The sequence below is a fragment of the Streptomyces sp. NPDC005435 genome (assembly GCF_040703155.1).
Classification (GTDB): Bacteria; Actinomycetota; Actinomycetes; order Streptomycetales; family Streptomycetaceae; genus Streptomyces.
In genome coordinates, this window is sequence record NZ_JBEXEQ010000009.1 from 1 (window position 1) to 22,047 (window position 22,047).

20 protein-coding genes, 2 rRNA genes and 1 riboswitch are annotated in these 22,047 nt (G+C 70.1%); of the genes, 14 read left to right on the forward strand and 8 right to left on the reverse strand.

Translation table 11 applies throughout. The annotated features are described in order from the left end of the window. From AB0898_RS13010 to AB0898_RS13065, 12 genes are all read left to right on the forward strand, one after another. Positions 1–74, forward strand: a 23S ribosomal RNA gene (locus AB0898_RS13010); the annotation flags it as partial. Positions 75–157: 83 nt separating this feature from the next. Continuing rightward, positions 158–274, forward strand: a 5S ribosomal RNA gene (gene rrf / locus AB0898_RS13015). Positions 275–385: 111 nt separating this feature from the next. After that, a complete protein-coding gene (locus tag AB0898_RS13020; RefSeq protein ID WP_366802960.1) occupies positions 386–994 on the forward strand; it encodes a CDP-alcohol phosphatidyltransferase family protein in 609 nt (202 codons plus the stop codon). 127 nt (positions 995–1,121) lie between these two features. Further along, positions 1,122–3,617 carry a mannose-1-phosphate guanyltransferase gene (locus tag AB0898_RS13025; RefSeq protein ID WP_366802961.1) on the forward strand — a complete coding sequence of 832 codons (2,496 nt, stop codon included), beginning with the start codon at positions 1,122–1,124 and terminating at the stop codon, positions 3,615–3,617. Between the two features lie 132 nt (positions 3,618–3,749). Next, positions 3,750–4,694: a DUF881 domain-containing protein gene (locus AB0898_RS13030; RefSeq protein WP_366802962.1), complete on the forward strand. Its 945-nt coding sequence runs from the start codon at positions 3,750–3,752 to the stop codon at positions 4,692–4,694. Next, entirely contained in the window at positions 4,691–5,023 is a 333-nt protein-coding gene (locus AB0898_RS13035) for a small basic family protein (RefSeq protein WP_003988855.1), read from the forward strand. The genes AB0898_RS13030 and AB0898_RS13035 overlap by 4 nt, the downstream gene beginning before the upstream one ends. A 5-nt stretch (positions 5,024–5,028) precedes the next feature. Further along, entirely contained in the window at positions 5,029–5,964 is a 936-nt protein-coding gene (locus AB0898_RS13040; protein WP_366803194.1) for a DUF881 domain-containing protein, read from the forward strand. Positions 5,965–6,046: 82 nt separating this feature from the next. Further along, entirely contained in the window at positions 6,047–6,964 is a 918-nt protein-coding gene (locus AB0898_RS13045) for an FHA domain-containing protein (protein WP_366803195.1), read from the forward strand. A 43-nt stretch (positions 6,965–7,007) separates the two neighbouring features. Further along, the gene (locus AB0898_RS13050) at positions 7,008–7,748 is read left to right on the forward strand and encodes a MerR family transcriptional regulator (RefSeq protein WP_366802963.1); all 741 of its coding nucleotides are present in this window, start codon (positions 7,008–7,010) and stop codon (positions 7,746–7,748) included. Between the two features lie 86 nt (positions 7,749–7,834). Beyond that, a complete protein-coding gene (locus tag AB0898_RS13055; protein WP_004002801.1) occupies positions 7,835–8,308 on the forward strand; it encodes a bifunctional nuclease family protein in 474 nt (157 codons plus the stop codon). A 276-nt stretch (positions 8,309–8,584) separates the two neighbouring features. Continuing rightward, the gene (locus AB0898_RS13060) at positions 8,585–9,265 is read left to right on the forward strand and encodes a MerR family transcriptional regulator (RefSeq protein WP_366802964.1); all 681 of its coding nucleotides are present in this window, start codon (positions 8,585–8,587) and stop codon (positions 9,263–9,265) included. Positions 9,266–9,333: 68 nt separating this feature from the next. After that, a complete protein-coding gene (locus AB0898_RS13065; RefSeq protein ID WP_366802965.1) occupies positions 9,334–10,785 on the forward strand; it encodes a DNA polymerase IV in 1,452 nt (483 codons plus the stop codon). Here the strand turns inward: AB0898_RS13065 and AB0898_RS13070 are convergent. After that, positions 10,698–11,078 (reverse strand): PRC-barrel domain-containing protein, encoded by a 381-nt coding sequence (locus AB0898_RS13070; RefSeq protein WP_366802966.1) that lies wholly within the window; start codon positions 11,076–11,078, stop codon positions 10,698–10,700. The genes AB0898_RS13065 and AB0898_RS13070 overlap by 88 nt on opposite strands. A gap of 120 nt (positions 11,079–11,198) precedes the next feature. Then, a riboswitch (glycine riboswitch) is annotated at positions 11,199–11,293 on the forward strand. 174 nt (positions 11,294–11,467) lie between these two features. On the opposite strand from AB0898_RS13070, the gene gcvP reads away from it, so the two are divergent. After that, the gene (gene gcvP, locus AB0898_RS13075; protein ID WP_366802967.1) at positions 11,468–14,353 is read left to right on the forward strand and encodes an aminomethyl-transferring glycine dehydrogenase; all 2,886 of its coding nucleotides are present in this window, start codon (positions 11,468–11,470) and stop codon (positions 14,351–14,353) included. 81 nt (positions 14,354–14,434) lie between these two features. Here gcvP and AB0898_RS13080 read toward each other — a convergent pair whose 3' ends face one another. Genes AB0898_RS13080 through modA form a run of 4 tightly spaced genes read right to left on the reverse strand, consistent with a single transcriptional unit; the run spans position 14,435 to position 17,724 of the window. Continuing rightward, the gene (locus AB0898_RS13080; protein ID WP_366802968.1) at positions 14,435–14,854 is read right to left on the reverse strand and encodes a TOBE domain-containing protein; all 420 of its coding nucleotides are present in this window, start codon (positions 14,852–14,854) and stop codon (positions 14,435–14,437) included. 28 nt (positions 14,855–14,882) lie between these two features. Further along, a complete protein-coding gene (locus tag AB0898_RS13085) occupies positions 14,883–15,983 on the reverse strand; it encodes an ABC transporter ATP-binding protein (RefSeq protein WP_366802969.1) in 1,101 nt (366 codons plus the stop codon). Positions 15,984–16,042: 59 nt separating this feature from the next. After that, a complete protein-coding gene (modB, locus tag AB0898_RS13090; RefSeq protein WP_366802970.1) occupies positions 16,043–16,900 on the reverse strand; it encodes a molybdate ABC transporter permease subunit in 858 nt (285 codons plus the stop codon). Further along, positions 16,897–17,724 carry a molybdate ABC transporter substrate-binding protein gene (gene modA / locus AB0898_RS13095; protein ID WP_366802971.1) on the reverse strand — a complete coding sequence of 276 codons (828 nt, stop codon included), beginning with the start codon at positions 17,722–17,724 and terminating at the stop codon, positions 16,897–16,899. Before modA ends, modB begins: the two co-directional genes overlap by 4 nt. Before the next feature lie 227 nt (positions 17,725–17,951). Here modA and AB0898_RS13100 point away from each other — a divergent pair, with 227 nt between their 5' ends. Further along, the gene (locus tag AB0898_RS13100) at positions 17,952–18,407 is read left to right on the forward strand and encodes a molybdopterin-dependent oxidoreductase (protein ID WP_366803196.1); all 456 of its coding nucleotides are present in this window, start codon (positions 17,952–17,954) and stop codon (positions 18,405–18,407) included. Between the two features lie 175 nt (positions 18,408–18,582). Here AB0898_RS13100 and AB0898_RS13105 read toward each other — a convergent pair whose 3' ends face one another. From AB0898_RS13105 to AB0898_RS13115, 3 genes are all read right to left on the reverse strand, one after another. Beyond that, a complete protein-coding gene (locus tag AB0898_RS13105; protein ID WP_366802972.1) occupies positions 18,583–18,978 on the reverse strand; it encodes a helix-turn-helix transcriptional regulator in 396 nt (131 codons plus the stop codon). A gap of 106 nt (positions 18,979–19,084) precedes the next feature. After that, positions 19,085–21,037 (reverse strand): amino acid transporter, encoded by a 1,953-nt coding sequence (locus AB0898_RS13110; protein WP_366802973.1) that lies wholly within the window; start codon positions 21,035–21,037, stop codon positions 19,085–19,087. A 363-nt stretch (positions 21,038–21,400) separates the two neighbouring features. Next, positions 21,401–21,931 carry a universal stress protein gene (locus AB0898_RS13115; protein WP_366802974.1) on the reverse strand — a complete coding sequence of 177 codons (531 nt, stop codon included), beginning with the start codon at positions 21,929–21,931 and terminating at the stop codon, positions 21,401–21,403. Between the last annotated feature and the right edge of the window lie 116 nt (positions 21,932–22,047).

Sequence of the window (22,047 nt, forward strand, 5' to 3'; positions counted from 1 at the left end):
GGTTGATAGGCCAGATATGGAAGCCCGGTAACGGGTGGAGTTGACTGGTACTAATAGGCCGAGGGCTTGTCCTCAGTTGCTCGCGTCCACTGTGTTGGTTCTGAAACCACGAACAGCCTCATGTGCCACACATGACGGTCTGACAGTTTCATAGTGTTTCGGTGGTCATAGCGTGAGGGAAACGCCCGGTTACATTCCGAACCCGGAAGCTAAGCCTCACAGCGCCGATGGTACTGCAGGGGGGACCCTGTGGGAGAGTAGGACGCCGCCGAACTCCTTTTACAGCTCCGGCTCTTGGGCATAACTGCCCGAGAGCCGGAGCTTTTTTGCGTTGGGGTAAGGTCATGGGGAATTGTTGGCACGTTTCGTAACAGGAGGCCCCCGGGTGGAGGTCCAGGAGACCCGCGTCCAGACAGACCGGGTCCTCACCATCCCCAACATCCTCAGCATGGCCAGGCTCGCCGGCGTACCCCTGTTCCTGTGGTTGATCCTCAGGCCGGAGTTCGGCGGTCCGAAGAGCGATGGCTGGGCACTTCTGGTCCTGGCGCTCAGCGGGGTCAGTGACTATCTGGACGGCAAGCTCGCCCGCCGCTGGAATCAGATCAGCAGCCTCGGCCGGGTGCTCGATCCCGCCGCCGACCGGCTCTATGTCCTTTCCACTCTGCTCGGTCTCACCTGGCGGGAGATCCTGCCGCTCTGGCTGACCGCGCTTCTGCTGGCGCGCGAGCTGATGCTGCTCGTGATGGTGGGTATCCTCCGCCGGCACGGCTATCCGCCGCCGCAGGTGAACTTCCTCGGGAAGGCCGCCACGTTCAACCTCATGTACGCGTTCCCGCTCCTTCTGCTCAGTGACGGAAGCGGTTGGATCGCGTCACTCGCCGCCATTTTCGGATGGGCGTTCGCAGGGTGGGGTACAACCCTGTACTGGTGGGCAGGAGTGCTTTACGTGGTTCAGGTCCGCCGTCTGGTGCGCGCGGACGCCATGGCCGATTGAGCCCGGGCGGCGCTGCCCGGAGGCGATGCTTCCGTGACGCTTCGATGGCCCGCGCGGGAAAAGTGCGGGACAATCTGGACGGGTGAAGTCGGCTGGACCGTCATCTCTTGAGGAGGACGCTTCCGACATGAAGGCCGTCGTGATGGCTGGTGGCGAAGGCACACGCCTGCGCCCGATGACCTCTAGCATGCCCAAGCCGCTCCTGCCGGTGGTGAACCGCCCGATCATGGAGCATGTGCTGCGGCTGCTCAAAAGGCATGGACTCAACGAGACCGTTGTGACCGTCCAGTTCCTGGCGTCGCTCGTCAAGAACTATTTCGGTGACGGCGAAGAACTCGGCATGGAGCTGACCTATGCCAACGAGGAGAAGCCACTCGGTACCGCCGGAAGCGTCAAGAACGCCGAGGAAGCGCTGAAGGACGACGCCTTCCTCGTGATCTCCGGTGATGCCCTCACGGACTTCGACCTCACCGAGCTGATCAACTTCCACAAGGAGAAGGGTGCCCTGGTCACGGTCTGCCTGACCCGGGTGCCCAATCCGCTGGAGTTCGGCATCACCATCGTCGACGAGGAGGGCAAGGTCGAGCGCTTCCTTGAGAAGCCGACCTGGGGCCAGGTCTTCTCCGACACGGTGAACACGGGCATCTATGTGATGGAGCCCGAGGTATTCAACTATGTCGAACCCGATGTGCCCGTCGACTGGTCCGGCGATGTCTTCCCGCAGCTGATGAAGGAAGGCAAGCCCATTTACGGCTACATCGCCGAGGGCTACTGGGAGGACGTCGGCACGCACGAGAGCTATGTGAAGGCCCAGGCCGACGTCCTTGAGGGCAAGGTCGACGTCGACATCGACGGATTCGAGATCTCGCCCGGTGTGTGGGTGGCCGAGGGCGCGGAGGTGCACCCCGACGCGGTGCTGCGCGGGCCGCTGTACATCGGTGACTACGCCAAGGTCGAGGCGGGCGCGGAGCTGCGCGAGCACACCGTCGTCGGCTCCAACGTGGTCGTCAAGAGCGGTGCTTTCCTGCACAAGGCCGTCGTCGCCGACAACGTCTACATCGGGCACAACAGCAATCTGCGCGGCTGTGTCGTCGGCAAGAACACCGACATCATGCGGGCCGCCCGGATCGAGGACGGCGCGGTCATCGGTGACGAGTGCCTGATCGGCGAGGAGTCGATCATCCAGGGCAACGTCCGGGTGTACCCGTTCAAGACGATCGAGGCCGGCGCCTTCGTCAACACCTCGGTCATCTGGGAGTCCCGCGGCCAGGCGCATCTCTTCGGCGCCCGCGGCGTGACCGGCATCCTGAACGTCGAGATCACCCCGGAACTGGCCGTCCGGCTGGCCGGCGCCTACGCGACGACCCTGAAGAAGGGCGCCACGGTCACCACGGCCCGCGACCACTCCCGGGGTGCCCGCGCGCTCAAGCGGGCGGTCATCTCCGCGCTCCAGGCCAGCGCCATCGACGTACGCGACCTGGAGAACGTGCCGCTGCCCGTGGCGCGGCAGCAGACCGCGCGCGGCAGCGCGGGCGGGATCATGATCCGTACCTCGCCCGGTGTGCCGGACTCGGTGGACATCATGTTCTTCGACGGGCAGGGCGCGGATCTCTCCCAGGGCAGTCAGCGCAAGCTGGACCGGGTGTTCGCGCGCCAGGAGTACCGGCGTGCCTTCCCCGGCGAGATCGGTGACCTGTACTTTCCGTCGAGCGTGTTCGACTCGTACACCGGCTCGCTGCTGCGGAACGTCGACACGACCGGGATCGCGGAGTCCGGGCTCAAGGTCGTCGTGGACGCCTCCAACGGCAGCGCGGGGCTCGTGCTGCCCAGTCTGCTCGGCAAGCTCGGGGTGGACTCGCTGACCATCAACCCGGGTCTGGACGAGTCGAGACCGACGGAGACCGAGGAGATGCGCCGCCGGGGCCTGGAGCGGCTCGGCGAGATAGTGGCGTCCTCGGGGGCCGCGTTCGGCGTGCGGTTCGACCCGGTCGGCGAGCGGCTGTCGCTCGTGGACGAGAAGGGCCGGATCATCGAGGACGACCGGGCGCTCCTGGTCATGCTCGACCTGGTCGCGGCCGAGCGGCGCAGCGGCCGGGTGGCGCTGCCGGTGACCACGACCCGTATCGCGGAGCAGGTGGCCGCGTACCACGGCACGCAGGTCGAGTGGACGACCACGTCCCCGGACGACCTCACGCGTGTGGGCGGCGAAGAGGGCACCATCTTCGGCGGCGACGGTAAGGGCGGCTTCATCGTCCCCGAGTTCAGCAGCGTGTACGACGGCACGGCAGCGTTCGTGCGGCTGATCGGGCTTGTGGCGCGGACCCAGCTCACGCTGAGCCAGATCGACGCGCGGATTCCGCGGGCGCATGTCCTCAAGCGGGACCTGGCGACCCCGTGGGCCGTCAAGGGTCTGGTCATGCGGCGGGTCGTCGAGGCGGCCGGTGACCGGTTCGTGGACACGACGGACGGGGTGCGCGTGGTCGAGAGCGACGGGCGCTGGGTGATGGTGCTGCCCGACCCCGCCGAGGCCGTCACGCATCTGTGGGCGGAGGGCCCGGACGACGCCTCCGCGCAGGCACTGCTCGACGAGTGGTCGGCCGTCGTGGACAGCGCGGGCCGGTAATCCGGTCATACGGCACATCGCGGGCCGTCGCCACACCGGCGGCGGCCCGCGGTCGTGTGTCCGTCTCCGCCCCGGCGCGGGGCCCGGCCGCGGGGTGGGGCCGTTCGAAGGCACCGTTCGCGGCATGCGACTATGTGCGACATGCCGCAGCAACCCCCCGTTCGGAGCAGCCCCACGCGGCCGAGGCGTCCGGACGCCTCGATGTCGTTGATCACCAACGTCATGGACCACAGCCTCGACGATGGATACGCCGAGGCCGCCGCCCGCAGGGAGTCCGCCGGCGAGCGGGGTCTGCCCAAGACCCTGCGGGCCAAGCTCGGTCTCGCCGGGGGTCTGGTCCTCGCGGCGCTCGTGGTGACCGTGGGGGCGGCTCAGGCGCGTGTGGCGGCGCCGGGGGTGGCCAAGGAGCGCCAGGAGCTGATCGACCGCATCGACCGCGAGAACGCCGCCGCCGACCGTCTTGAGACCGGCGTGGACAAGCTGCGGGACGACGTGAGCGCGCGCCAGCGGGCGGCGCTCAAGCAGACCGGGGGCAGCCAGGCCGACCTGATGGGCATCCTGTCGGGTGCCACGGCGGTGCACGGACCGGGGGTGCGGCTCGTGGTGAACGACGCCAAGGAGGCGAGCGCCGGGGGAGACGTCACCAACCCGCGCGAGGCCGCCGGGTTCTCCGACACGGGGCGGGTGCGCGACCGGGACATGCAGCGCGTGGTCAACGGTCTGTGGGAGTCCGGTGCGGAGGCCGTCTCCATCAACGGACAGCGGCTGACCGCCCTGTCCGCGATCAGGAACGCGGGTGACGCGATACTGGTCGACAACAGGCCGCTGGTGCCGCCGTACACGGTGCTCGCGGTGGGGGACGGGCAGCGGCTGGCCACCAGGTTCCAGAACACCGCCGACGGGCTGTATCTCCACGCCCTGAAGGACAACTTCGGTATCCGGGTCTCCCTCTCCGCGGAGAAGGACGTCCGGCTGCCGTCCGCACCCAGTGTGATCGTACGCACAGCGCAGCCGAACACAGCGCAGCCGAACGCAGCACAGCCGAACGCCGAGAAAACTGAGAAGGGCACATCGTGATCGCCGTACTGGGCCTCGTCGTGGGAGTCGTGGCCGGCCTGTTGGTCCGGCCCGAGGTTCCGGCGGTTGTCGAGCCTTATCTGCCCATCGCCGTAGTGGCGGCGCTGGACGCCGTGTTCGGCGGTCTGCGCGCCATGCTCGACGGCATCTTCGACGACAAGGTCTTCGTGGTCTCGTTCCTGTCGAACGTGGTCGTGGCCGCCCTGATCGTGTTCCTGGGCGACAAGTTGGGCGTGGGCGCGCAGCTGTCGACCGGCGTCGTGGTGGTCCTCGGCATCCGCATCTTCTCCAACGCGGCCGCCATCCGCCGGCACGTCTTCCGGGCGTGAGCGCGATGAGCGACCAGGGAGAGCGGCCGGAGAACAGGCTGCGCAAGGAACTGCCCGCCGAGGTACCGGCGTCGGAGCCCCGGCCCGAGCCGTCCGCAGCGGAGGAACCCCGGCCCGCGCGCGAGAGCGCGTCCAAGGCGGCGCCGCTGCCCGAGCCGGAGTCCGCGCCCGAGCCCGCGCCCGCGCCCGAGGAGGAGCCGGACGCCGCCGAGCCCCGGCTCACCGGGCGTCAGCGGCTGGCCGCAGGGCTGTGGCCGCCGCGGCTGACCCGGGCCCAATTCATCGTCGCCCTGCTGCTGTTCGGGCTCGGTTTCGGTCTGGCCGTGCAGGTGGCGTCCAACAGCGACAGCGACAGCGCGCTGCGTGGGGCGCGTCAGGAGGACCTCGTCCGCATCCTCGATGAACTGGACGACCGTACTCAGCGTCTTGAGGATGAGAAGCAAGGTCTCGAAAAGCAGCGGGAGGAATTGCAGAGCAGCTCCGACCAGGCGGCCGAGGCCCGCAAGCAGACCGCCGAGAAGGAGAGGCAACTCGGCATACTCGCGGGCACGGTGGCGGCTCAGGGGCCCGGCATCACCATGACGGTCGACGACGCGAAGGGGACGGTCGAGTCGGACATGCTGCTCGACGCGATCCAGGAACTGCGCGCGGCCGGCGCGGAGGCCATACAGATCAACGGTGTCCGTGTGGTCGCGAACACCTATCTCACCGACTCGGGCAAGACGGTCAGTGTCGACGGGAACAAGATCGACGCGCCGTATCGTTTCAAGGTCATCGGGAAGCCGCAGGACCTGGAGCCGGCGTTGAACATCCCTGGAGGCGTGGTGCAGACCTTCGAGAAGGAGCAGGCCACGGTGAGTGTCGAGCGGTCGAACAAGATCGTTGTGGATGCCTTGCGGCAGGCGAAGCAGCCTGACTACGCTCAGTCGTCCTCCCGGTGAACCGGTGGTGCATGGGCCGAGTCCGGCAGGGGCATGAGGTTGCGGGGGGTCGGCGCACCGAAGGGGTGGTGCGTGGTGGAAACTGTCTGGTGGATACGGACGTTGTGAAGATGTCCGGATCGGCCGGTGTCGGCAATCAGGGTTCGTCCTGCCCCACGGGCGGGTCTGTTTCGGTCAAGGGGAATCGCCCGTGAAGTTGTTTGGGAAGTTGTTCGGCAAGAGCGCGCGAGAGGGCGGCGACAACGCGACGGCCCGTCATCGCGCACAGTCCGAAGAGGAAGGCCCCCGTCCGCTGTTCCGCGACGAGGTCGCTGGTCCGGCCGGTGGCAATTCGGGAGGCCAGGGCGCGGCGTCCGTTGACCCTGCCCGGTCCGGCGGCATAGGTTTCGGGCAACCGTCAACCTCAAGTGCGGGTGGAGGGTTTGCCTCCGACCCGTCCGCGTCCAACGCCCCCGGGGGGTCCATGTCGGTCCTGGAGTGTTCCAGGTGCGGGAACCGCAACGCGGAGAACGCCCGTTTCTGTTCCAACTGCGGTGCGCCTCTGCGTCCCGGCGCCACGCCCGAGCGTGCCTCGGAGACCACGTCGACGATCTCCATCTCCGGTATCGAGGCGTACGACGCCGAGATGACCGGTCAGACGGCGGTCCCGATGCTGTCGCCCGAGGCGCAGGCGGCGGTCGACGCGCTGCCGGCGGGCTCCGCGCTCCTCGTGGTGCGCCGGGGTCCGAACTCGGGCAGCCGCTTCCTGTTGGACAGTGACCTGACCACGGCCGGCCGTCACCCGCAGAGCGACATCTTCCTGGACGACGTGACGGTCTCGCGCCGTCACGTGGAGTTCCGGCGCGCTGCGGACGGGTCCTTCACGGTCGCGGACGTGGGCAGTCTGAACGGCACGTACGTCAACCGGGAGCGTATCGACGAGATCGCTCTGGCGAACGGTGACGAGGTCCAGATCGGTAAGTACCGACTGGTCTTCTACGCGAGCCGGCAGGGCGTCTGACCTACCCCCGGACACCCGTCCGGGGGAACCACAGGGAAGGTCCATGCTTCAAACACCGAGCGGCGGTGCCGGAATCGGTACCGCCGCCAGGGACAGCGAACCGATGAGCATCGGCACCGTGCTGAACGTGCTGCGCGACGAGTTCCCCGAAGTCACCATCTCCAAGATCCGTTTCCTGGAGTCGGAGGGCCTCGTCGAGCCGCGCCGGACCCCCTCGGGGTACCGCAAGTTCGGTGCGGAGGACGTCGAGCGGCTGGGCCACATCCTGAGAATGCAGCGGGACCACTATCTGCCGCTGAAGGTGATCCGCGAGCATCTGGACGCCATGGAGCGCGGCGAGGCGGTCCAGCTGCCCGTCGTAGGACGCCAGCGCTCCGCCGAGGACATGGCGGACGAGCAGGCCGAGGTGCCCACGGTGGCCCGGATCGGCCGGGACGAGCTGCTGTCGGCCGCCGGCATCGACGAGGGCGAGCTGCGGGAGTGGGAGTCGTACGGGCTCATCGCCCCCCTGGCGGACGGGGTCTACGACGCCGAGTCCGTCACGGTGGCGGCCCTCGTGGCCGAGCTGGGCGGGTTCGGGATCGAGCCGCGCCATCTGCGGCTGATGAAGGCGGCGGCCGAACGCGAGGCGGGCCTGGTGGACCAGGTGGTGGCGCCGCTCAAGCGCCACCGCAACCCGCAGACCAGGGCGCATGCCGAGGCGCGTACCAAGGAGCTGGCGGCGCTCACCATGAAGCTGCACGCGGCCCTGGTGAAGTCCGCGCTGGGGGTCCGGCTGCCCTGAGCGAGGGGCCCCGAGGGGGGACCGGATCGCCCACCTGTTCCCGGCCCGACTACCCAAACGTCCCGGGCACGGCCTAGGGTTGCTGTGTGAACGAGCTCGATGTCGTAGGTGTCCGGGTCGAAATGCCCTCCAACCAACCGATCGTGCTCCTGCGCGAAGTGGGAGGCGACCGCTACCTCCCCATCTGGATCGGGCCCGGGGAGGCGACGGCGATCGCCTTCGCCCAGCAGGGCATGGCCCCCGCGCGGCCGCTGACGCACGACCTGTTCAAGGACGTGCTGGAGGCCGTCGGTCAGGAGCTGACCGAAGTGCGCATCACGGATCTGCGTGAGGGCGTCTTCTACGCGGAGCTGGTGTTCGCCAGCGGGGTCGAGGTGAGCGCGCGTCCGTCCGACGCCATAGCGCTGGCCCTGCGCACCGGCACGCCGATCTACGGGAGTGACGGGGTGCTCGACGATGCGGGCATCGCCATCCCGGACGAGCAGGAGGACGAGGTGGAGAAATTCCGCGAGTTCCTCGACCAGATCTCGCCCGAGGACTTCGGCACCAGCAGCCAGTGAGACACCGGCGCGGACCCCGTGGTCAGAAGGCCACGAGGGCGCCCGGTGCCGCCGTGCGACAGCGCCGGCGGCGCTGTCACGAGCGGGCAATTGCCAACGGCTCGTGAGAGCGTCCTACGACCCCTCGCGAGCGCATTCGGCTAGCCTTTCCCCGCGGTGGGACACGAGAAACCACTCTCAGGGTGATTATCACTCGGCGTGCCGAGTGTGGCGATCGTTGACGCACCCCTGGTGACTGCCTACCGTCGAGATGGCAGGTCAAGGACGGAGGTCGGCGTGAGAACCAGCGGCGACGGTACGGCTGGGGGCGCCCCCGGAAACGGGTTCGGGGCGAGCGGTCCGTACCCTCCCCCAAGCTCGCGGCTCCGCCCGAGCGGCGGGTATCCCCAGCCCAGTGGTACGGCGGAACCCGCTTCGCAGCGGCCGACGGCGGTGCCCGACGGCGAGGGGGTGGAGACGGCGGCCGAGGAGATCGGTTACCGCGGGCCCACGGCCTGCGCGGCGGCCGGCATCACCTATCGGCAGCTCGACTACTGGGCCCGCACCGGCCTGGTGGAGCCGAGCGTGCGGCCCGCCCATGGATCGGGCACCCAGCGGCTGTACAGCTTCCGGGACGTGGTCGTCCTCAAGATCGTCAAGCGCTTCCTGGACACCGGTGTCTCGCTGCAGAACATCCGTTCGGCGGTACAGCACCTCAGGGACCGCGGCTTCCGCGACCTGGAGCGCATGACGCTGATGAGCGACGGCGCCACGGTCTACGAGTGCACCTCCCCGGACGAGGTCCACGCCCTGCTCCAGGGCGGCCAGGGCATCTTCGGCATCGCCGTCGGCGTGGTGTGGCGGGACGTGGAGAGCGCGCTGTCCCAGCTGCACGGCGAGCGCGTCGACACCGGCGAGACGCTGATCGGGCACAACCCGGCGGACGAACTGGCCAGGCGGCGCAACCGGGCGGTCTGAGCCCGCGGAAAACGCACTCCGGCGCCGGGTGACCGGCGTTGTCAGTGGTGTGGTGCACCATCGGACATGTGAGAGCCGCGCCGACGATCCTCCATCTCGACATGGACGCCTTCTACGCCTCGGTGGAGCAGGCGTCCAAGCCGAGCCTGCGCGGCAAGGCGGTCGTGGTGGGCGGTCTGGGGCCGCGCGGAGTGGTGGCCACGGCGTCGTACGAGGCGCGGGTGTTCGGGGTGCACTCGGCGATGCCGACGGCGCAGGCGCGCAGACGGGCGCCGAACGCCGCGTACCTCACCCCGCGCTTCACCGTCTACCGGGCGATCAGCGAGCAGGTGATGGCCCTGCTGCGCGAGCTGTCGCCGCTGGTGGAGCCGCTGAGCCTGGACGAGGCGTTCGTGGACCTGGAGGCCGCGGGGACGGCCTGGGACGAGCCGTCGGCGCGCGCGGCCGGGGTCAGGCTGCGCGCCGACATCCGGGAGGCCACCGGACTGACGGGCTCGGTCGGGCTCGCCGCCTCCAAGATGCTCGCGAAGATCGCCTCCGAGCGGGCCAAGCCCGACGGACTGTGCCTCATAGAACCCGGCACCGAGCGCGCCCTCCTCGGCCCGATGCCGGTGCGGACCCTGCCCGGGGTCGGCCCCGCCACCGGCGACCATCTGCGCCGGGCCGGCATCACCACCGTGGACGAGCTGGCCGAGGCCGGTGAGGACGAACTGGTCCGGCTGCTCGGCAAGGCGCACGGACACGCCCTGTACGCGATGGCGCTGGCCCGCGACGACCGGCCCGTGGTCGCCGAGCGCGAGGCCAAGTCGGTCTCCGTCGAGGACACCTACGACGTGGACATCCACGACCGGCCGAGAATCGGCCTGGAGGTGCGGCGGCTCGCCGACCGCTGCGTACGCCGGCTGCGCGGTGCCGGGCTGTCCGGCCGCACCATCGTGCTCAAGGTGCGGCGCTACGACTTCTCGACGCTGACCCGCTCCGAGACGCTGCGCGGGCCCACGGACGACCCTGCGGTGATCCGGGAGGCGGCCGCGCGGCTCCTGGAGTCCGTCGACACCACCGGCGGGGTGCGGCTGCTCGGCGTCGGCGTCACCGGTCTGGCCGATTACACCCAGGAGGATCTGTTCGCGCAGGCCGCGGGGGAGCTGGCCGCCGAAGCGCCCGAGGAGGCCGTGCCCGAGCCGCTTCCGGCCGCGCCGGACACTTCTCCGGAGCGGCAGTGGCGGCCGGGCCAGGACGTACGGCACGCCGAGCACGGGCCCGGCTGGGTGCAGGGCAGCGGGCTCGGCCGGGTCACGGTGCGCTTCGAGACGCCGTACTCCTCGGCGCCCGGCCGGGTGCGGACCTTCTGGACCGACGACCCGGAGCTGGTGCCGGCCGACCCGTTGCCGCTGGTGGCGGGGGAGAGCGAGGGGGAGCGGGAGGGAGGGGGTCAGGCGTCCTCGGTGCCCGCGAGCTTGCCGAAGTCGCGGTCGGGGACCCGGGGAGCGGTGGGGGAGGCGGACACGTCGAGGCCGTAGTGGTGGTAGAGCTGGAGTTCCTGCTCGGGGGAGAGGTGGCGGCCCACCCCGAAGTCCGGGGCGTCCTTGATGAGCGCGCGTTCGAAGGGGACGTGGAGGGTGCCCTCGACCAGTTCGCTCGGTTCGAGCGGGACGAAGGCGTCGCGGGAGAAGAGTCCGGTGCGTATGGCGGCCCACTCGGGCACGCCCGTGGCGTCGTCGAGATACACCTCGTCGATGGTGCCTATCTTGGTGCCGTTGCGGTCGAACGCCTTGCGGCCGATCAGATTGCGCGGATCAATGTCGGTCTGCACGGTCGCGCTCCCTCCACGTGGTCCCAACTCATCCGTTAGCACTACAAAAGAGCAGAATGAGCGTGGCGGCCACTCGAACGCCGCGGGTCACGGCCCCGCTGGTACCCTGACAACGGCTGCCGACCCCGTGCGGGAGAGTCCTCCGAGCAAGTCGGAGGCGCCGAAGGAGCAACTCCTCCCCGGAATCTCTCAGGCCCCCGTACCGCACGGACGAGGTCACTCTGGAAAGCAGGGCGGGCGTCCAGGCTCCCGCCCTCACCGACGGTGAAAGCCGGGGCCCTCGGGCATCCGGTGAAGCTCTCAGGTATGAGATGACAGAGGGGGAGGCCGGTGGGCACCCGCGCCGAGGTGCCCCTCGCAGGTCGCGCCAGACCAGGAGGCCTCCGCACATGACCGCCCCTCGCATTCCGCTCTCCGCACTCGAAGCGGGCATCCCCTTCGAGCAGCGCCACATCGGGCCCGACCACGAGGCACGGGCCAAGATGCTCGCGCAGGTCGGCTACGGCTCCCTCGACGAGCTGACCGCCGCCGCCGTCCCGGACGTCATCAAGAACGCCGACGCCCTCGACCTGCCGGACGCCCGCACCGAGGCCGAGGTGCTCGCGGAACTGCGTTCCCTCGCGGACCGCAACCAGGTCCTCGGCTCCATGATCGGCCTCGGCTATCACGGCACCTTCACCCCGCCGGTGATCCTGCGCAACGTCATGGAGAACCCGGCCTGGTACACCGCCTACACGCCGTACCAGCCGGAGATCTCCCAGGGCCGCCTCGAGGCCCTGCTGAACTTCCAGACGATGGTCGCCGAGCTGACCGGGCTGCCCACCTCCGGCGCCTCCCTGCTCGACGAGGGCACCGCCGCCGCCGAGGCCATGGCGCTCTCCCGGCGCATGGGCAAGAACAAGAAGGGCCTCTTCCTGGTCGACGCGGACACGCTGCCGCAGACCGTCGCCGTCATCGAGACGCGCGCCGAGCCGACCGGCGTCGAGGTCGTCGTCGCCGACCTCAGCGAGGGCATCCCGGCCGAGCTGGCCGCCCGTGACATCACCGGCGTCCTGCTCCAGTACCCCGGTGCCTCCGGTGCCGTACGCGACCTGAAGCCGGTGATCGAGCAGGCGCACGGGCTGGGCGCGCTCGTCACCGTCGCCGCCGACCTGCTCGCCCTCACCCTGCTCACCTCGCCCGGCGAGCTGGGCGCGGACATCGCCATCGGCACCACCCAGCGCTTCGGCGTGCCCATGGGCTTCGGCGGCCCGCACGCCGGCTACATGGCGGTGCACGAGAAGTTCGCCCGCAGCCTGCCCGGCCGGCTCGTCGGCGTCTCCGTGGACGCGGACGGCCACAAGGCCTACCGGCTCGCACTGCAGACCCGTGAGCAGCACATCCGCCGCGAGAAGGCCACCAGCAACATCTGCACCGCGCAGGTGCTGCTCGCCGTCATGGCCGGGATGTACGCCGTCTACCACGGCCCCGACGGCCTGCGCACGATCGCCCGCCGCACCCACCGTTACGCCGCGATCCTCGCCGAGGGCCTGACGGCGGGCGGCGTCGAGATCGTCCACGGCGCCTACTTCGACACGCTCACCGCGCGCGTGCCCGGCACGGCCGCCGATGTCGTCGGCGCCGCGCGCAAGGGCGGGGTCAACCTGCGCCTGGTCGACGCCGACCACGTCTCGCTCGCCTGCGACGAGACAACCAACCGCGCCCAGGTCGCCGCCGTGTTCGCCGCGTTCGGCGTCGAGGGCGACATCGAGGCGCTGGACGCGGCCGCCGCCGAGGCACTGCCCGAGGCCCTGCTGCGCACCGACGACTACCTCACCCACCCGGTCTTCCACGAGCACCGCTCCGAGACGGCCATGCTGCGCTACCTGCGCAAGCTGTCCGACCGCGACTACGCGCTCGACCGGGGCATGATCCCGCTCGGCTCCTGCACCATGAAGCTGAACGCGACCACCGAGATGGAGCCGGTCACCTGGCCCGAGTTCGGCCAACTGCACCCCTTCGCGCCCGCCGACCAGGCCGAGGGCTACCTCACCCTCATCCACGAGCTGGAGGACCGCCTCGCGGAGGTCACCGGCTACGACAAGGTCTCCCTCCAGCCCAACGCCGGTTCCCAGGGCGAGCTGGCCGGACTGCTGGCCGTGCGCGCCTACCACCGCGCCAACGGCGACGAGCAGCGCACCGTCTGCCTCATCCCGTCCTCCGCGCACGGCACCAACGCCGCGAGCGCCGCGATGGCCGGCATGAAGGTCGTCGTCGTCAAGACCGCCGAGGACGGCGAGATCGATGTCGAGGACCTGCGCGCCAAGATCGAGCAGCACCGCGACCAGCTGTCCGTGCTGATGATCACCTACCCGTCGACGCACGGCGTCTTCGAGGAGTACGTTGCCGACATCTGCGCCCAGGTGCACGACGCGGGCGGCCAGGTGTACGTCGACGGCGCCAACCTCAACGCGCTGGTCGGCCTCGCCAAGCCCGGCCACTTCGGCGGCGACGTCTCCCACCTGAACCTGCACAAGACGTTCTGCATCCCGCACGGCGGCGGCGGCCCGGGCGTCGGCCCGGTGGCCGTACGGTCGCACCTCGCGCCGTACCTGCCCAACCACCCGCTCCAGCCGGCCGCCGGTCCGGAGACGGGCGTCGGCCCCATCTCGGCGGCGCCGTGGGGCAGCGCGGGCATCCTGCCGATCTCCTGGGCGTACGTCCGCCTCATGGGCGGCGAGGGGCTCAAGCGCGCCACCCAGGTCGCCGTGCTCTCCGCGAACTACGTCGCCAAGCGCCTGGAGCCGCACTACCCGGTGCTCTACACCGGCCCCGGCAACCTCGTCGCGCACGAGTGCATCATCGACCTGCGCCCGCTCACCAAGGCGACCGGCGTCAGCGTGGACGACGTGGCCAAGCGCCTCATCGACTACGGCTTCCACGCCCCGACCATGTCCTTCCCGGTGGCCGGCACGCTGATGATCGAGCCGACCGAGTCGGAGGACCTGGCCGAGCTGGACCGGTTCTGCGACGCGATGATCGCGATCCGCGCCGAGATCGAGAAGGTGGGCTCCGGCGTGTGGTCCGCCGACGACAACCCGCTGCGCGGCGCCCCGCACACCGCGGCGGCCCTCGGCGGCGAGTGGGCGCACCCGTACAGCCGCGAGGAGGCCGTCTTCCCGGCCGGTGTCTCGGCGGCCGACAAGTACTGGCCGCCGGTGCGCCGTATCGACCAGGCCTTCGGTGACCGCAACCTGGTGTGCTCCTGCCCGCCGCCGGACGCGTACGAGGACTGAGTCCGTACACACCCGAGGGGCGGCTCCCGGTCCGTGGATCCTGTGGATTCACGGACCGGGAGCCGCCCCTCGGCGTCTTTCTCAGACGGTGGCCAGCGAGACCTCCGTCGACTTGATCAGCGCGACCACGTCGGAGCCCGTCGTCAGCTTCAACTCCTCCACCGACTCGTGGGTGATGGCGGAGGTCAGCTCGGCGCCCGGCACCGCGATCTTCACCGCGGCCATGGCCTCGCCGGTGGCGATGTCCGTGATGGTGCCCGCGAGCTGGTTGCGGATCGAGATGTGGTGCACGGGCTCGGTGGCGAGCGAGACCTCCGTCGCCTTCACCAGGGCGCGCACCGACGTGCCCTCGCGAAGGCCCAGGTCCTCGGCGGCCTCCAGGGTGATCGCCGCGGTGATGTCCTGACCGCCGGTCAGCCGGACTTTGACGGTCGCCATGACCTCGCCGGAATGGACCGCCGTGACGGTGCCGGGAAGCTGGTTGCGGATACTCATGGTCATGGCGCCCCACCGTAACGGGTACGCGCGCTCACTCTGGGTAAGCGTGCGTCTGCGTCGCCTTGACGGTCGCCCAGACCGCCGCGCCCGGGTGAAGGCCGAGCTCCGCGGCCGCGGCCGTGGTGAGGTCGGCGGCCAGCGGCAGGTCGCCCGACAGGTCGGCGCGGATCTGGTCGCCGTGGGACTCGAGCCCGACGACCTGGCAGCGCCACAGATTGCGGGCGCTGGCCCCGGTCGGGCGGTCCCGGAAGAGGGTGACCGCGACCGGCGGGAAGGCGACGAAGGCCGGCCCGGTCAGCTCCTCCGTGGTCGTGATCTCCGGCCCGGCGTCGAGCCGTACGGTGTGCCCGTCGGCGGTGCCCCGGTAGAGGTTGAGGCCGACCAGCTGGGCGATGTAGTCCGTGCGCGGATGGCGGGCGATCTCCGTGGGGCTGCCCTCCTGCACCACACGGCCGTGCTCCACGACCACCAGCCGGTCGGCGAGCACCATGGCGTCCAGCGGATCGTGTGTGACCAGGACGGCTACGGCCTCGAACTCCGCGAGATGGCGCCGCAGTTGGGAGCGGACCTCCAGACGGGTGCGCGCGTCCAGGGCGGCGAGCGGTTCGTCGAGCAGCAGCAGGCGGGGGCGGGTGGCCAGCGCCCGCGCCACGGCGACGCGCTGGGCCTGGCCGCCGGAGAGCCGGCGCGGCTTGGCGTTCACGTGGTCCGCGAGTCCCAGCCGGTCCAGCCACGCCGCCGCCTGGGCCCGCGCCTCCGCCTTGCCCACGCCGTGGCAGCGCGGTCCGAAGGCGACGTTGTCCAGGGCGGACAGATGCGGGAAGAGCAGATAGTCCTGGAAGACCACGCCGACCGGACGCGACTCCGGCGGAGTGCGCTCCAGCCGGTCGCCGTCCAGGCGCAGATGCCCCTCGCTGAGCGGGATCAGGCCCGCGAGCGCCCGCAGCGCGGTGGTCTTGCCCGCGCCGTTGGGCCCGAGCAGCGCCACCACGTCACCGGGGGCGGCGCGCAGGGACACGTCGAGGCGGAAGGTGCCCCGGTCGACGACGAGCCGGGCGTCCAGGCCCTGCTCGCCCTCGCCCGTGGCCTCCACGTCGCTCACGCCGGTGCGGGGCGCGTTGATCTCGGTCATCCGGGAACTGTCCTTCGTCGGTACGCGCGCGGGGGGCGACTTCCATCCTCGCGGCACCGTCACGCTCCTGTCATCCACCGGTCCCGCAGCCCCGCCAGGACCGCGATGGACACGGCCAGCAGGATCAGGCTGAGGGAGATCGCGGCCTCGGGGTCGTTCTGCAGGGCGAGGTAGACCGCGAGGGGCATGGTCTGGGTACGGCCCGGGAAGTTGCCCGCGAAGGTGATCGTCGCGCCGAACTCGCCGAGCGCACGCGCCCAGGCCAGTACGGCACCGGCGGCGATGCCGGGGGCGATCAGCGGCAGGGTGACCCGGCGGAACGCGGTGAAGCGGGACGCGCCGAGCGTGGTGGCCGCCTCCTCGAAGCGCGGGTCGGCCGCGCGCAGGGTGCCCTCGACGCTGATGACCAGGAAGGGCATCGCGACGAACGCCTCGGCGATGATCACACCGGTGGTGGTGAACGGCAGGGTGATTCCGAACCAGGAGTCCAGCCACTTGCCGACCACGCCGTTGCGCCCGAGGGCGAGCAGCAGGGCCACACCGCCGACGACCGGCGGCAGCACCAGCGGCAGCGTCACCAGGGCGCGCAGGAGGCCCCGGCCGGGGAACTCGGTGCGCGCGAGGATCCAGGCCAGCGGCACCCCCAGGACCAGGCTCACCGCGGTGGCGGCCGTCGCGCTGATCAGGGACAGCTGGAGCGCCTGCCACACCTCGGGGCTGGTCAGCTGGTCGGGCAGGCTCTTCCAGGGAGCGCGCACGAGCAGCGCCAGCAGGGGCACCAGCAGGAACGCGATCGCCACGAGCCCCGGCAGCAGGAGCGGGACCGGGACCCCGCGCCGGTGCGCGCGGACGCGGGGGCGCCGCGGCCCTCCCTTGCGGGGAGTGGTCGCGGCGCCGGTGCCGTCTAGTGCGGTCACGGCTGGAGGAAGCCGGCCTGGGTCAGCACCTTCTGGCCCTCGGACGACTGCACCAGGGCGATGAACGCCTTGGCGGTGTCGGCGTTGTGCGACTGCTTCAGCAGGGCGATCGGGTAGTCGTTGATCGCGTCCTTGGACTCGGGGAACTCCACGCCCGCGACCTTGCCCTGGGCGGCCTTGACGTCGGACTTGTAGACGAGGGAGGCGTCGGCCTCCTTCAGCTCGACCTTGTTGAGCGCGGACTTGACGTCCTGCTCGTAGGAGACCGGGGTGACCTTGAGGTGACTGGCGTCCAGGACCTTCTGGGCGGCGGCGCCGCAGGGCACCGTCTTGTCGCACAGGACGACCTTGAGCTTGGGGTCGGTCAGGTCCTTCAGGGAGTCGACCTTGTCGGGGTTGCCCGGCAGGGTCGCGATCTCCAGCTGGTTGCGGGCGAAGGTGGCCGGGGTGCCGACGGCGTCCTTCTTGTCGGTGACGATCTGCATCGTCTTGGGGCTGGCGGCCGCGAAGACGTCGGCCGGGGCACCGCTGGTGATGCTCGCGGCGAGGGTGTCACTGCCGCCGAAGTTGAACTCGACCTTCGTGCCCGGGTGCTGCTTCTCGAAGTCCTTGCCGAGCGTCGTGAAGGACTCCTTGAGGGAGGCCGCCGCGAACACGGTGACGGTGCCCTTCAGCTTCGGGCTCGCCGAGGCGGAGTCCGACGAGTCCGCCTTGGCGGGCGTGGACCCGTCGTTGGAGGAGCACGCGCTGAGGGCCAGCAGGGCGGCAACTCCCACGCCGGCCAGCGGCAGCATCCGGCGGGTCCGGCGTACGGAACGGGTCATCACGGTTCTTCTCCTCACGATCAGTGGAACAGCCGTTTGTGCTCTTCCACGGCCGGAGTCCGGCCATGCGGCGATGATACTGCCGCAATTACGGGTGGTAGACCATCTGTGGCATTGCATGAGCGGCCAAGTTGTGACCTGAGGCTGGCATATGCGTTTGCGCGCCACCGTCTTACGGGTACGTATTCCTGGGAGGTGGTCGCAAGGTGTCACTCGCGCAATGGGCCATGACCGGCGACCTGGCCAGACCCGCCCGGCTGACCGTGCGGGACCTGCTCGGCTGGCCGCAGTACGGGGTGGACGTGGCGTTCGAATGCGCCACGAGCGGCATTCAGCGGCACCGTTTTTCGGGGCCGCGCCTTTACGACGTGCTCACGGACGCGGGCCCTCATTTCGACCCGGTCCGGCGTAAGGACAGACTCCGCTTTCTCATTGCGGTGACTGGGACGGACGGGCATCACGCAGTGTTGTCATGGGCCGAGATCGACCCCGATTTCGCGCACGCTCCGGTACTTCTCGGGGTCACGGTCGACGGTGCTCCGCTGGACGCGGCGGGTCCGCAATTGGTGCTGCCCCAGGACCGCTGCGGCGGCCGGCACGTCAGCGGGATCACCGGCATCCGGGTCGACGGGAACTACCACTTCGGCACGCCCGCGCCGGTCGCGTCGGCGGCGGCTTCCTGAGCTGCGCGGACGACGCGCCGGGGGCGTCGGCGGCGTTCCGGACGGCTCGGCCGTCCATGTCCGGTCTGTGAGATATCTTTCATCGGAATTCGGCCCGGAAGTCGCTTTTCGTCCGGGCCGGAAAACCGCGTAAAGCAATACTTGCCGCTAAGTGTTTGTTAGCGGTTGGATGCGCTCAGATGCGATCAATATGGACATTCGTGGACTTCACGCGCGCCGTGGCCTCCATGCCGACCTCCAGGCCGAGTTCGTCCACTGCCTCCCGGGTGAGCAGGGAGACCAGCCGGTGCGGGCCCGCCTGGATCTCCACCTGGGCGGCGACGTCGCCCAGCTTGATGGCGGTGACGATGCCGGGGAAGGCGTTGCGGACCGAGGTGTAGGAGGTCTCCTCCTCACCGGCGCCCGTCTGGGCCAGCTCGACCGAGAAGGCCGCGAGGTCCCGGCCCGCGATCAGGCGGCGTCCGGATTCGTCGCGGTGCGTGGCCATGCGGCCGGCGTCGGCCCAGCGTCGCGCGGTGTCGGGGCTCACGCCGAGCAGCCGCGCCGCCTGGCCGATGGTGTATGACTGCATGTTCGTCACCATAAATCCAGAGGTCGGGAACGGGGCACACGGGTCCGGTTTCGCGTGTCACGTGCTGTGGTCCGAGTGGCCGAGCGGAGGGGCCCGGCGCGGGGGCTCAGCCCGTGTGGACGCGGGGGCGGCGGGCCCGGTCGGGTTCCGCCTCGCGCAGGACCTCGCGGGTGACGGGGGCGACCTCGCCCTGTCCGAAGAGGAAGAAGCGCAGGAAGTTGGCGAAGGGGTTGCCCTCCGTCCACTCGAAGTAGATGTGCGGGGTGCGGCCCGTCATGTCGCGTACATGGAGGAGCAGCGCGGCCAGGCCGTTGGGGATCGAGGCGGATTCGACGGTCAGCACCCGGTAGCGGTTGTGCAGGACCTCGCCGTGCACGGCGAGGCAGGACTCGAACTCGGAGGGGTCGGAGACCTTCACCTCGACGAAGACGAAGTCCTCCTGCTCGGGCATGTCGTTGTCGGCCCGGATCTGCTCGATTTTGTCGCGGTACTCGGCCTTGTCGCGCTGGTCGGGCTCGTTGGCGATGAACCGGATCTTCCGACTGGCCATGTCCCTGACGAATCGTTCCGCCATCGGGTCCATCGTCACGCTGGTCACGCGCAGCTCGAAGGCGCGGGCCAGCCGGGACAGCAGCGAGACCAGCATGATGCCCGCGATGAAGCAGGCGCCGATCTTCACACCGTCCGGACGCTCGATGACGTTCACGACGGTCGTGTAGAGGAACACCGCCGCGATGACCGCGAACGCGATGGTCCAGCCGCGCTCCTGCGCCTTGTGCGCGGCGATGGTCACCGCGATGGCGGCCGAGCTGATCAGCACCAGCACACCGGTGGCGTAGGCGCTGCCCTGCTTGTCCACGTTGGCGTCGAAGAGCCAGGTCACCAGGAAGGCGATCAGGATGAAGACGATCACCATCGGGCGGACGGCGCGTGCCCAGTGCGGTGCCATGCCGTAGCGGGGCAGGTAGCGCGGCATCAGATTGAGCAGGCCCGCCATGGCCGAGGCGCCGGCGAACCACAGGATGGCGATGGTCGAGACGTCGTACACCGTGCCGAAGATGTTGCCCAGGTACTCGTGCGCGAGGTACGCGAGGGCGCGGCCGTTCGCCTTGCCGCCCGCCTTGAACTCCTGCGCCGGGATCAGCAGCGTGGTGATGAAGCTGGTGGTGATGAGGAAACAGCTCATGATCACGGCGGCCGTGGTGAGCAGCTTCTTGGTGTCCCGGATGCGGCCGGTCGGCCGTTCCTCGGTGTCGCCGTCGTCGCCCTTGACGTGCGGCATCACGGCCACACCGGTCTCGAAGCCGGACAGGCCGAGGGCGAGCTTCGGGAAGACGATCAGGGCGACGCCGATCATCATGAAGACGCTGCCGTGCTGCGCGGTCAGCGCGGTGGTCCAGTCGGTCACCACGTGCTCGGCGGTCAGGACGTGCCACAGTCCCGCGATCACCACGACCACGTTCAGCCCGAGATAGATGCCGACCAGGGCGACGGCGACGCCTATCGCCTCCAGGAAGCCCTTGAGGAACACCGCGCCGAGCAGAGCGACCAGCAAGAGTGTGATCACCATCTGATGGCCCTGGAGCAGGCTCGTCAGATGCGGATTCTCCACCAGGTGGGTGGAGGCGTCGGCGGCGGACAGGGTGATGGTGATCAGGAAGTCGGTGGCCGCGAAGCCCAGGAGCGTCAGGACGAACAGCTTGCCCTTCCAGAACGACAGCAGCCGCTCCAGCATCGCGATCGAGCCCTCGCCGTGCGGGCTCTCCTGCGCCACCCGCCGGTAGACCGGGAGCGCGCCCGCCAGGGTGACGATGACGAGGACCACGGTCGCGAGCGGCGAGAGGAGGCCGGCGGCCAGGGCGGCGATGCCCGGCTGATAGCCGAGGGTGGAGAAGTAGTCGACACCGGTCAGGCACATGACCCGCCACCAGCGCTGCCCCTTGTGCGGGGGTTCCGGCTCGGCGTGGGGTCCGGTCAGGCCGCCGCTCCTGCCCATGTCGGACAGCCCCTCAAGCATCCAGGCGCGCAGGCGACTGGGAGGGTGCTCGGTCGTGGCCATCGGCGTGCTCCTGGTGTGCGGCTCAGCTCTCTGCGGCTCTCTGCGGCCATCACACGGACGGCGGCACCAGCGTAAGCGGAGAGTGACGCCAGGGCCCATGGCTGCCGGATCCGACGGCGTCAATCTTGCGTTAAGAATGGCCCGACTGGTGGTGGCGAAGCAGCAAAAGCGGAGGCCCGGAGCCTGGCGGGGCGCGCGGACAGGGGACGGAGGAGGGGCGGTCCGCGCTCCCGGGGCGGACACCGAGCGTCATCTCAAGCCAGGTCGTCCTTGCGTCTTCGTACGACGTTTCCATGCTGCCCCGGGCGGGGCGGGTCCGCAGCCGCTGGGGGGCTTACGGAGGGGCCGCGGCGTGGGCGGATGTCACAGCTCGCGCGTGTCGATGCGCAGGTGCCAGGCGTTGCGCCGGTGGACGGCCACCAGCTGGGACTCCAGCGGGGAGGGCGGCACGGCGAGCACCGGACAGTGGGCGTGGGCGAGGCAGTGCCGGGAGACCCGGCCGGAGAAGGGGTGGCGCAGCTTGCGCCGCCCGGCGCCGACGACGAGCAGGTCGCTCTCGCGGTCCGCCACGCACACCAGGGCGCGGCCGGGGGTGCCCCGGATGATGACGGGGTGCAGCGGGAAGCCCGGACCCGTCTCCCCGAACACCTCCTCCAGCACCGAGACCAGCCGCTGCTCGGCCAGGCGCTGCCACTCCTCGAGGAGCGGGTCGTGGACCAGGGCGCGGCGCGCGGCCGGTTCTCCGCCCGGCGGCTCCCAGGCGAGCGCGGGCCACAGCTCGGCGTTCAGCCGGCGGGCCAGCGCGGTGGCCTGGCGCAGGGCGGCCACGCTGCCCAGCGACCCGCTCACGCCGGCCACCACCCGGGTGGTGACGGAGGCGTCGTAACCCGGCATCACAGCACCGTTCCTCGTGACGGCTCTCCCCGCGCGCGGGGCTCACCTTCCATCCCACTCCCACCGGGGCGATCCGACCAGCCGGGGGCGGGGGTTCTGACAGGTCCCTGACGGGG

Bases quoted from the DNA above. Each gene is read 5' to 3' on its own strand.
- AB0898_RS13025 (WP_366802961.1), top strand. From the start codon at position 1,122: ATGAAGGCCGTCGTGATGGCTGGTGGCGAAGGCACACGCCTGCGCCCG.
- AB0898_RS13030 (WP_366802962.1), top strand. From the start codon at position 3,750: ATGTGCGACATGCCGCAGCAACCCCCCGTTCGGAGCAGCCCCACGCGG.
- AB0898_RS13040 (WP_366803194.1), top strand. From the start codon at position 5,029: ATGAGCGACCAGGGAGAGCGGCCGGAGAACAGGCTGCGCAAGGAACTG.
- AB0898_RS13050 (WP_366802963.1), top strand. From the start codon at position 7,008: ATGCTTCAAACACCGAGCGGCGGTGCCGGAATCGGTACCGCCGCCAGG.
- gcvP (WP_366802967.1), top strand. From the start codon at position 11,468: ATGACCGCCCCTCGCATTCCGCTCTCCGCACTCGAAGCGGGCATCCCC.
- AB0898_RS13080 (WP_366802968.1), bottom strand. From the start codon at position 14,854: ATGACCATGAGTATCCGCAACCAGCTTCCCGGCACCGTCACGGCGGTC.
- AB0898_RS13085 (WP_366802969.1), bottom strand. From the start codon at position 15,983: ATGACCGAGATCAACGCGCCCCGCACCGGCGTGAGCGACGTGGAGGCC.
- modA (WP_366802971.1), bottom strand. From the start codon at position 17,724: ATGACCCGTTCCGTACGCCGGACCCGCCGGATGCTGCCGCTGGCCGGC.
- AB0898_RS13100 (WP_366803196.1), top strand. From the start codon at position 17,952: ATGACCGGCGACCTGGCCAGACCCGCCCGGCTGACCGTGCGGGACCTG.
- AB0898_RS13105 (WP_366802972.1), bottom strand. From the start codon at position 18,978: ATGCAGTCATACACCATCGGCCAGGCGGCGCGGCTGCTCGGCGTGAGC.
- AB0898_RS13110 (WP_366802973.1), bottom strand. From the start codon at position 21,037: ATGGCCACGACCGAGCACCCTCCCAGTCGCCTGCGCGCCTGGATGCTT.
- AB0898_RS13115 (WP_366802974.1), bottom strand. From the start codon at position 21,931: ATGCCGGGTTACGACGCCTCCGTCACCACCCGGGTGGTGGCCGGCGTG.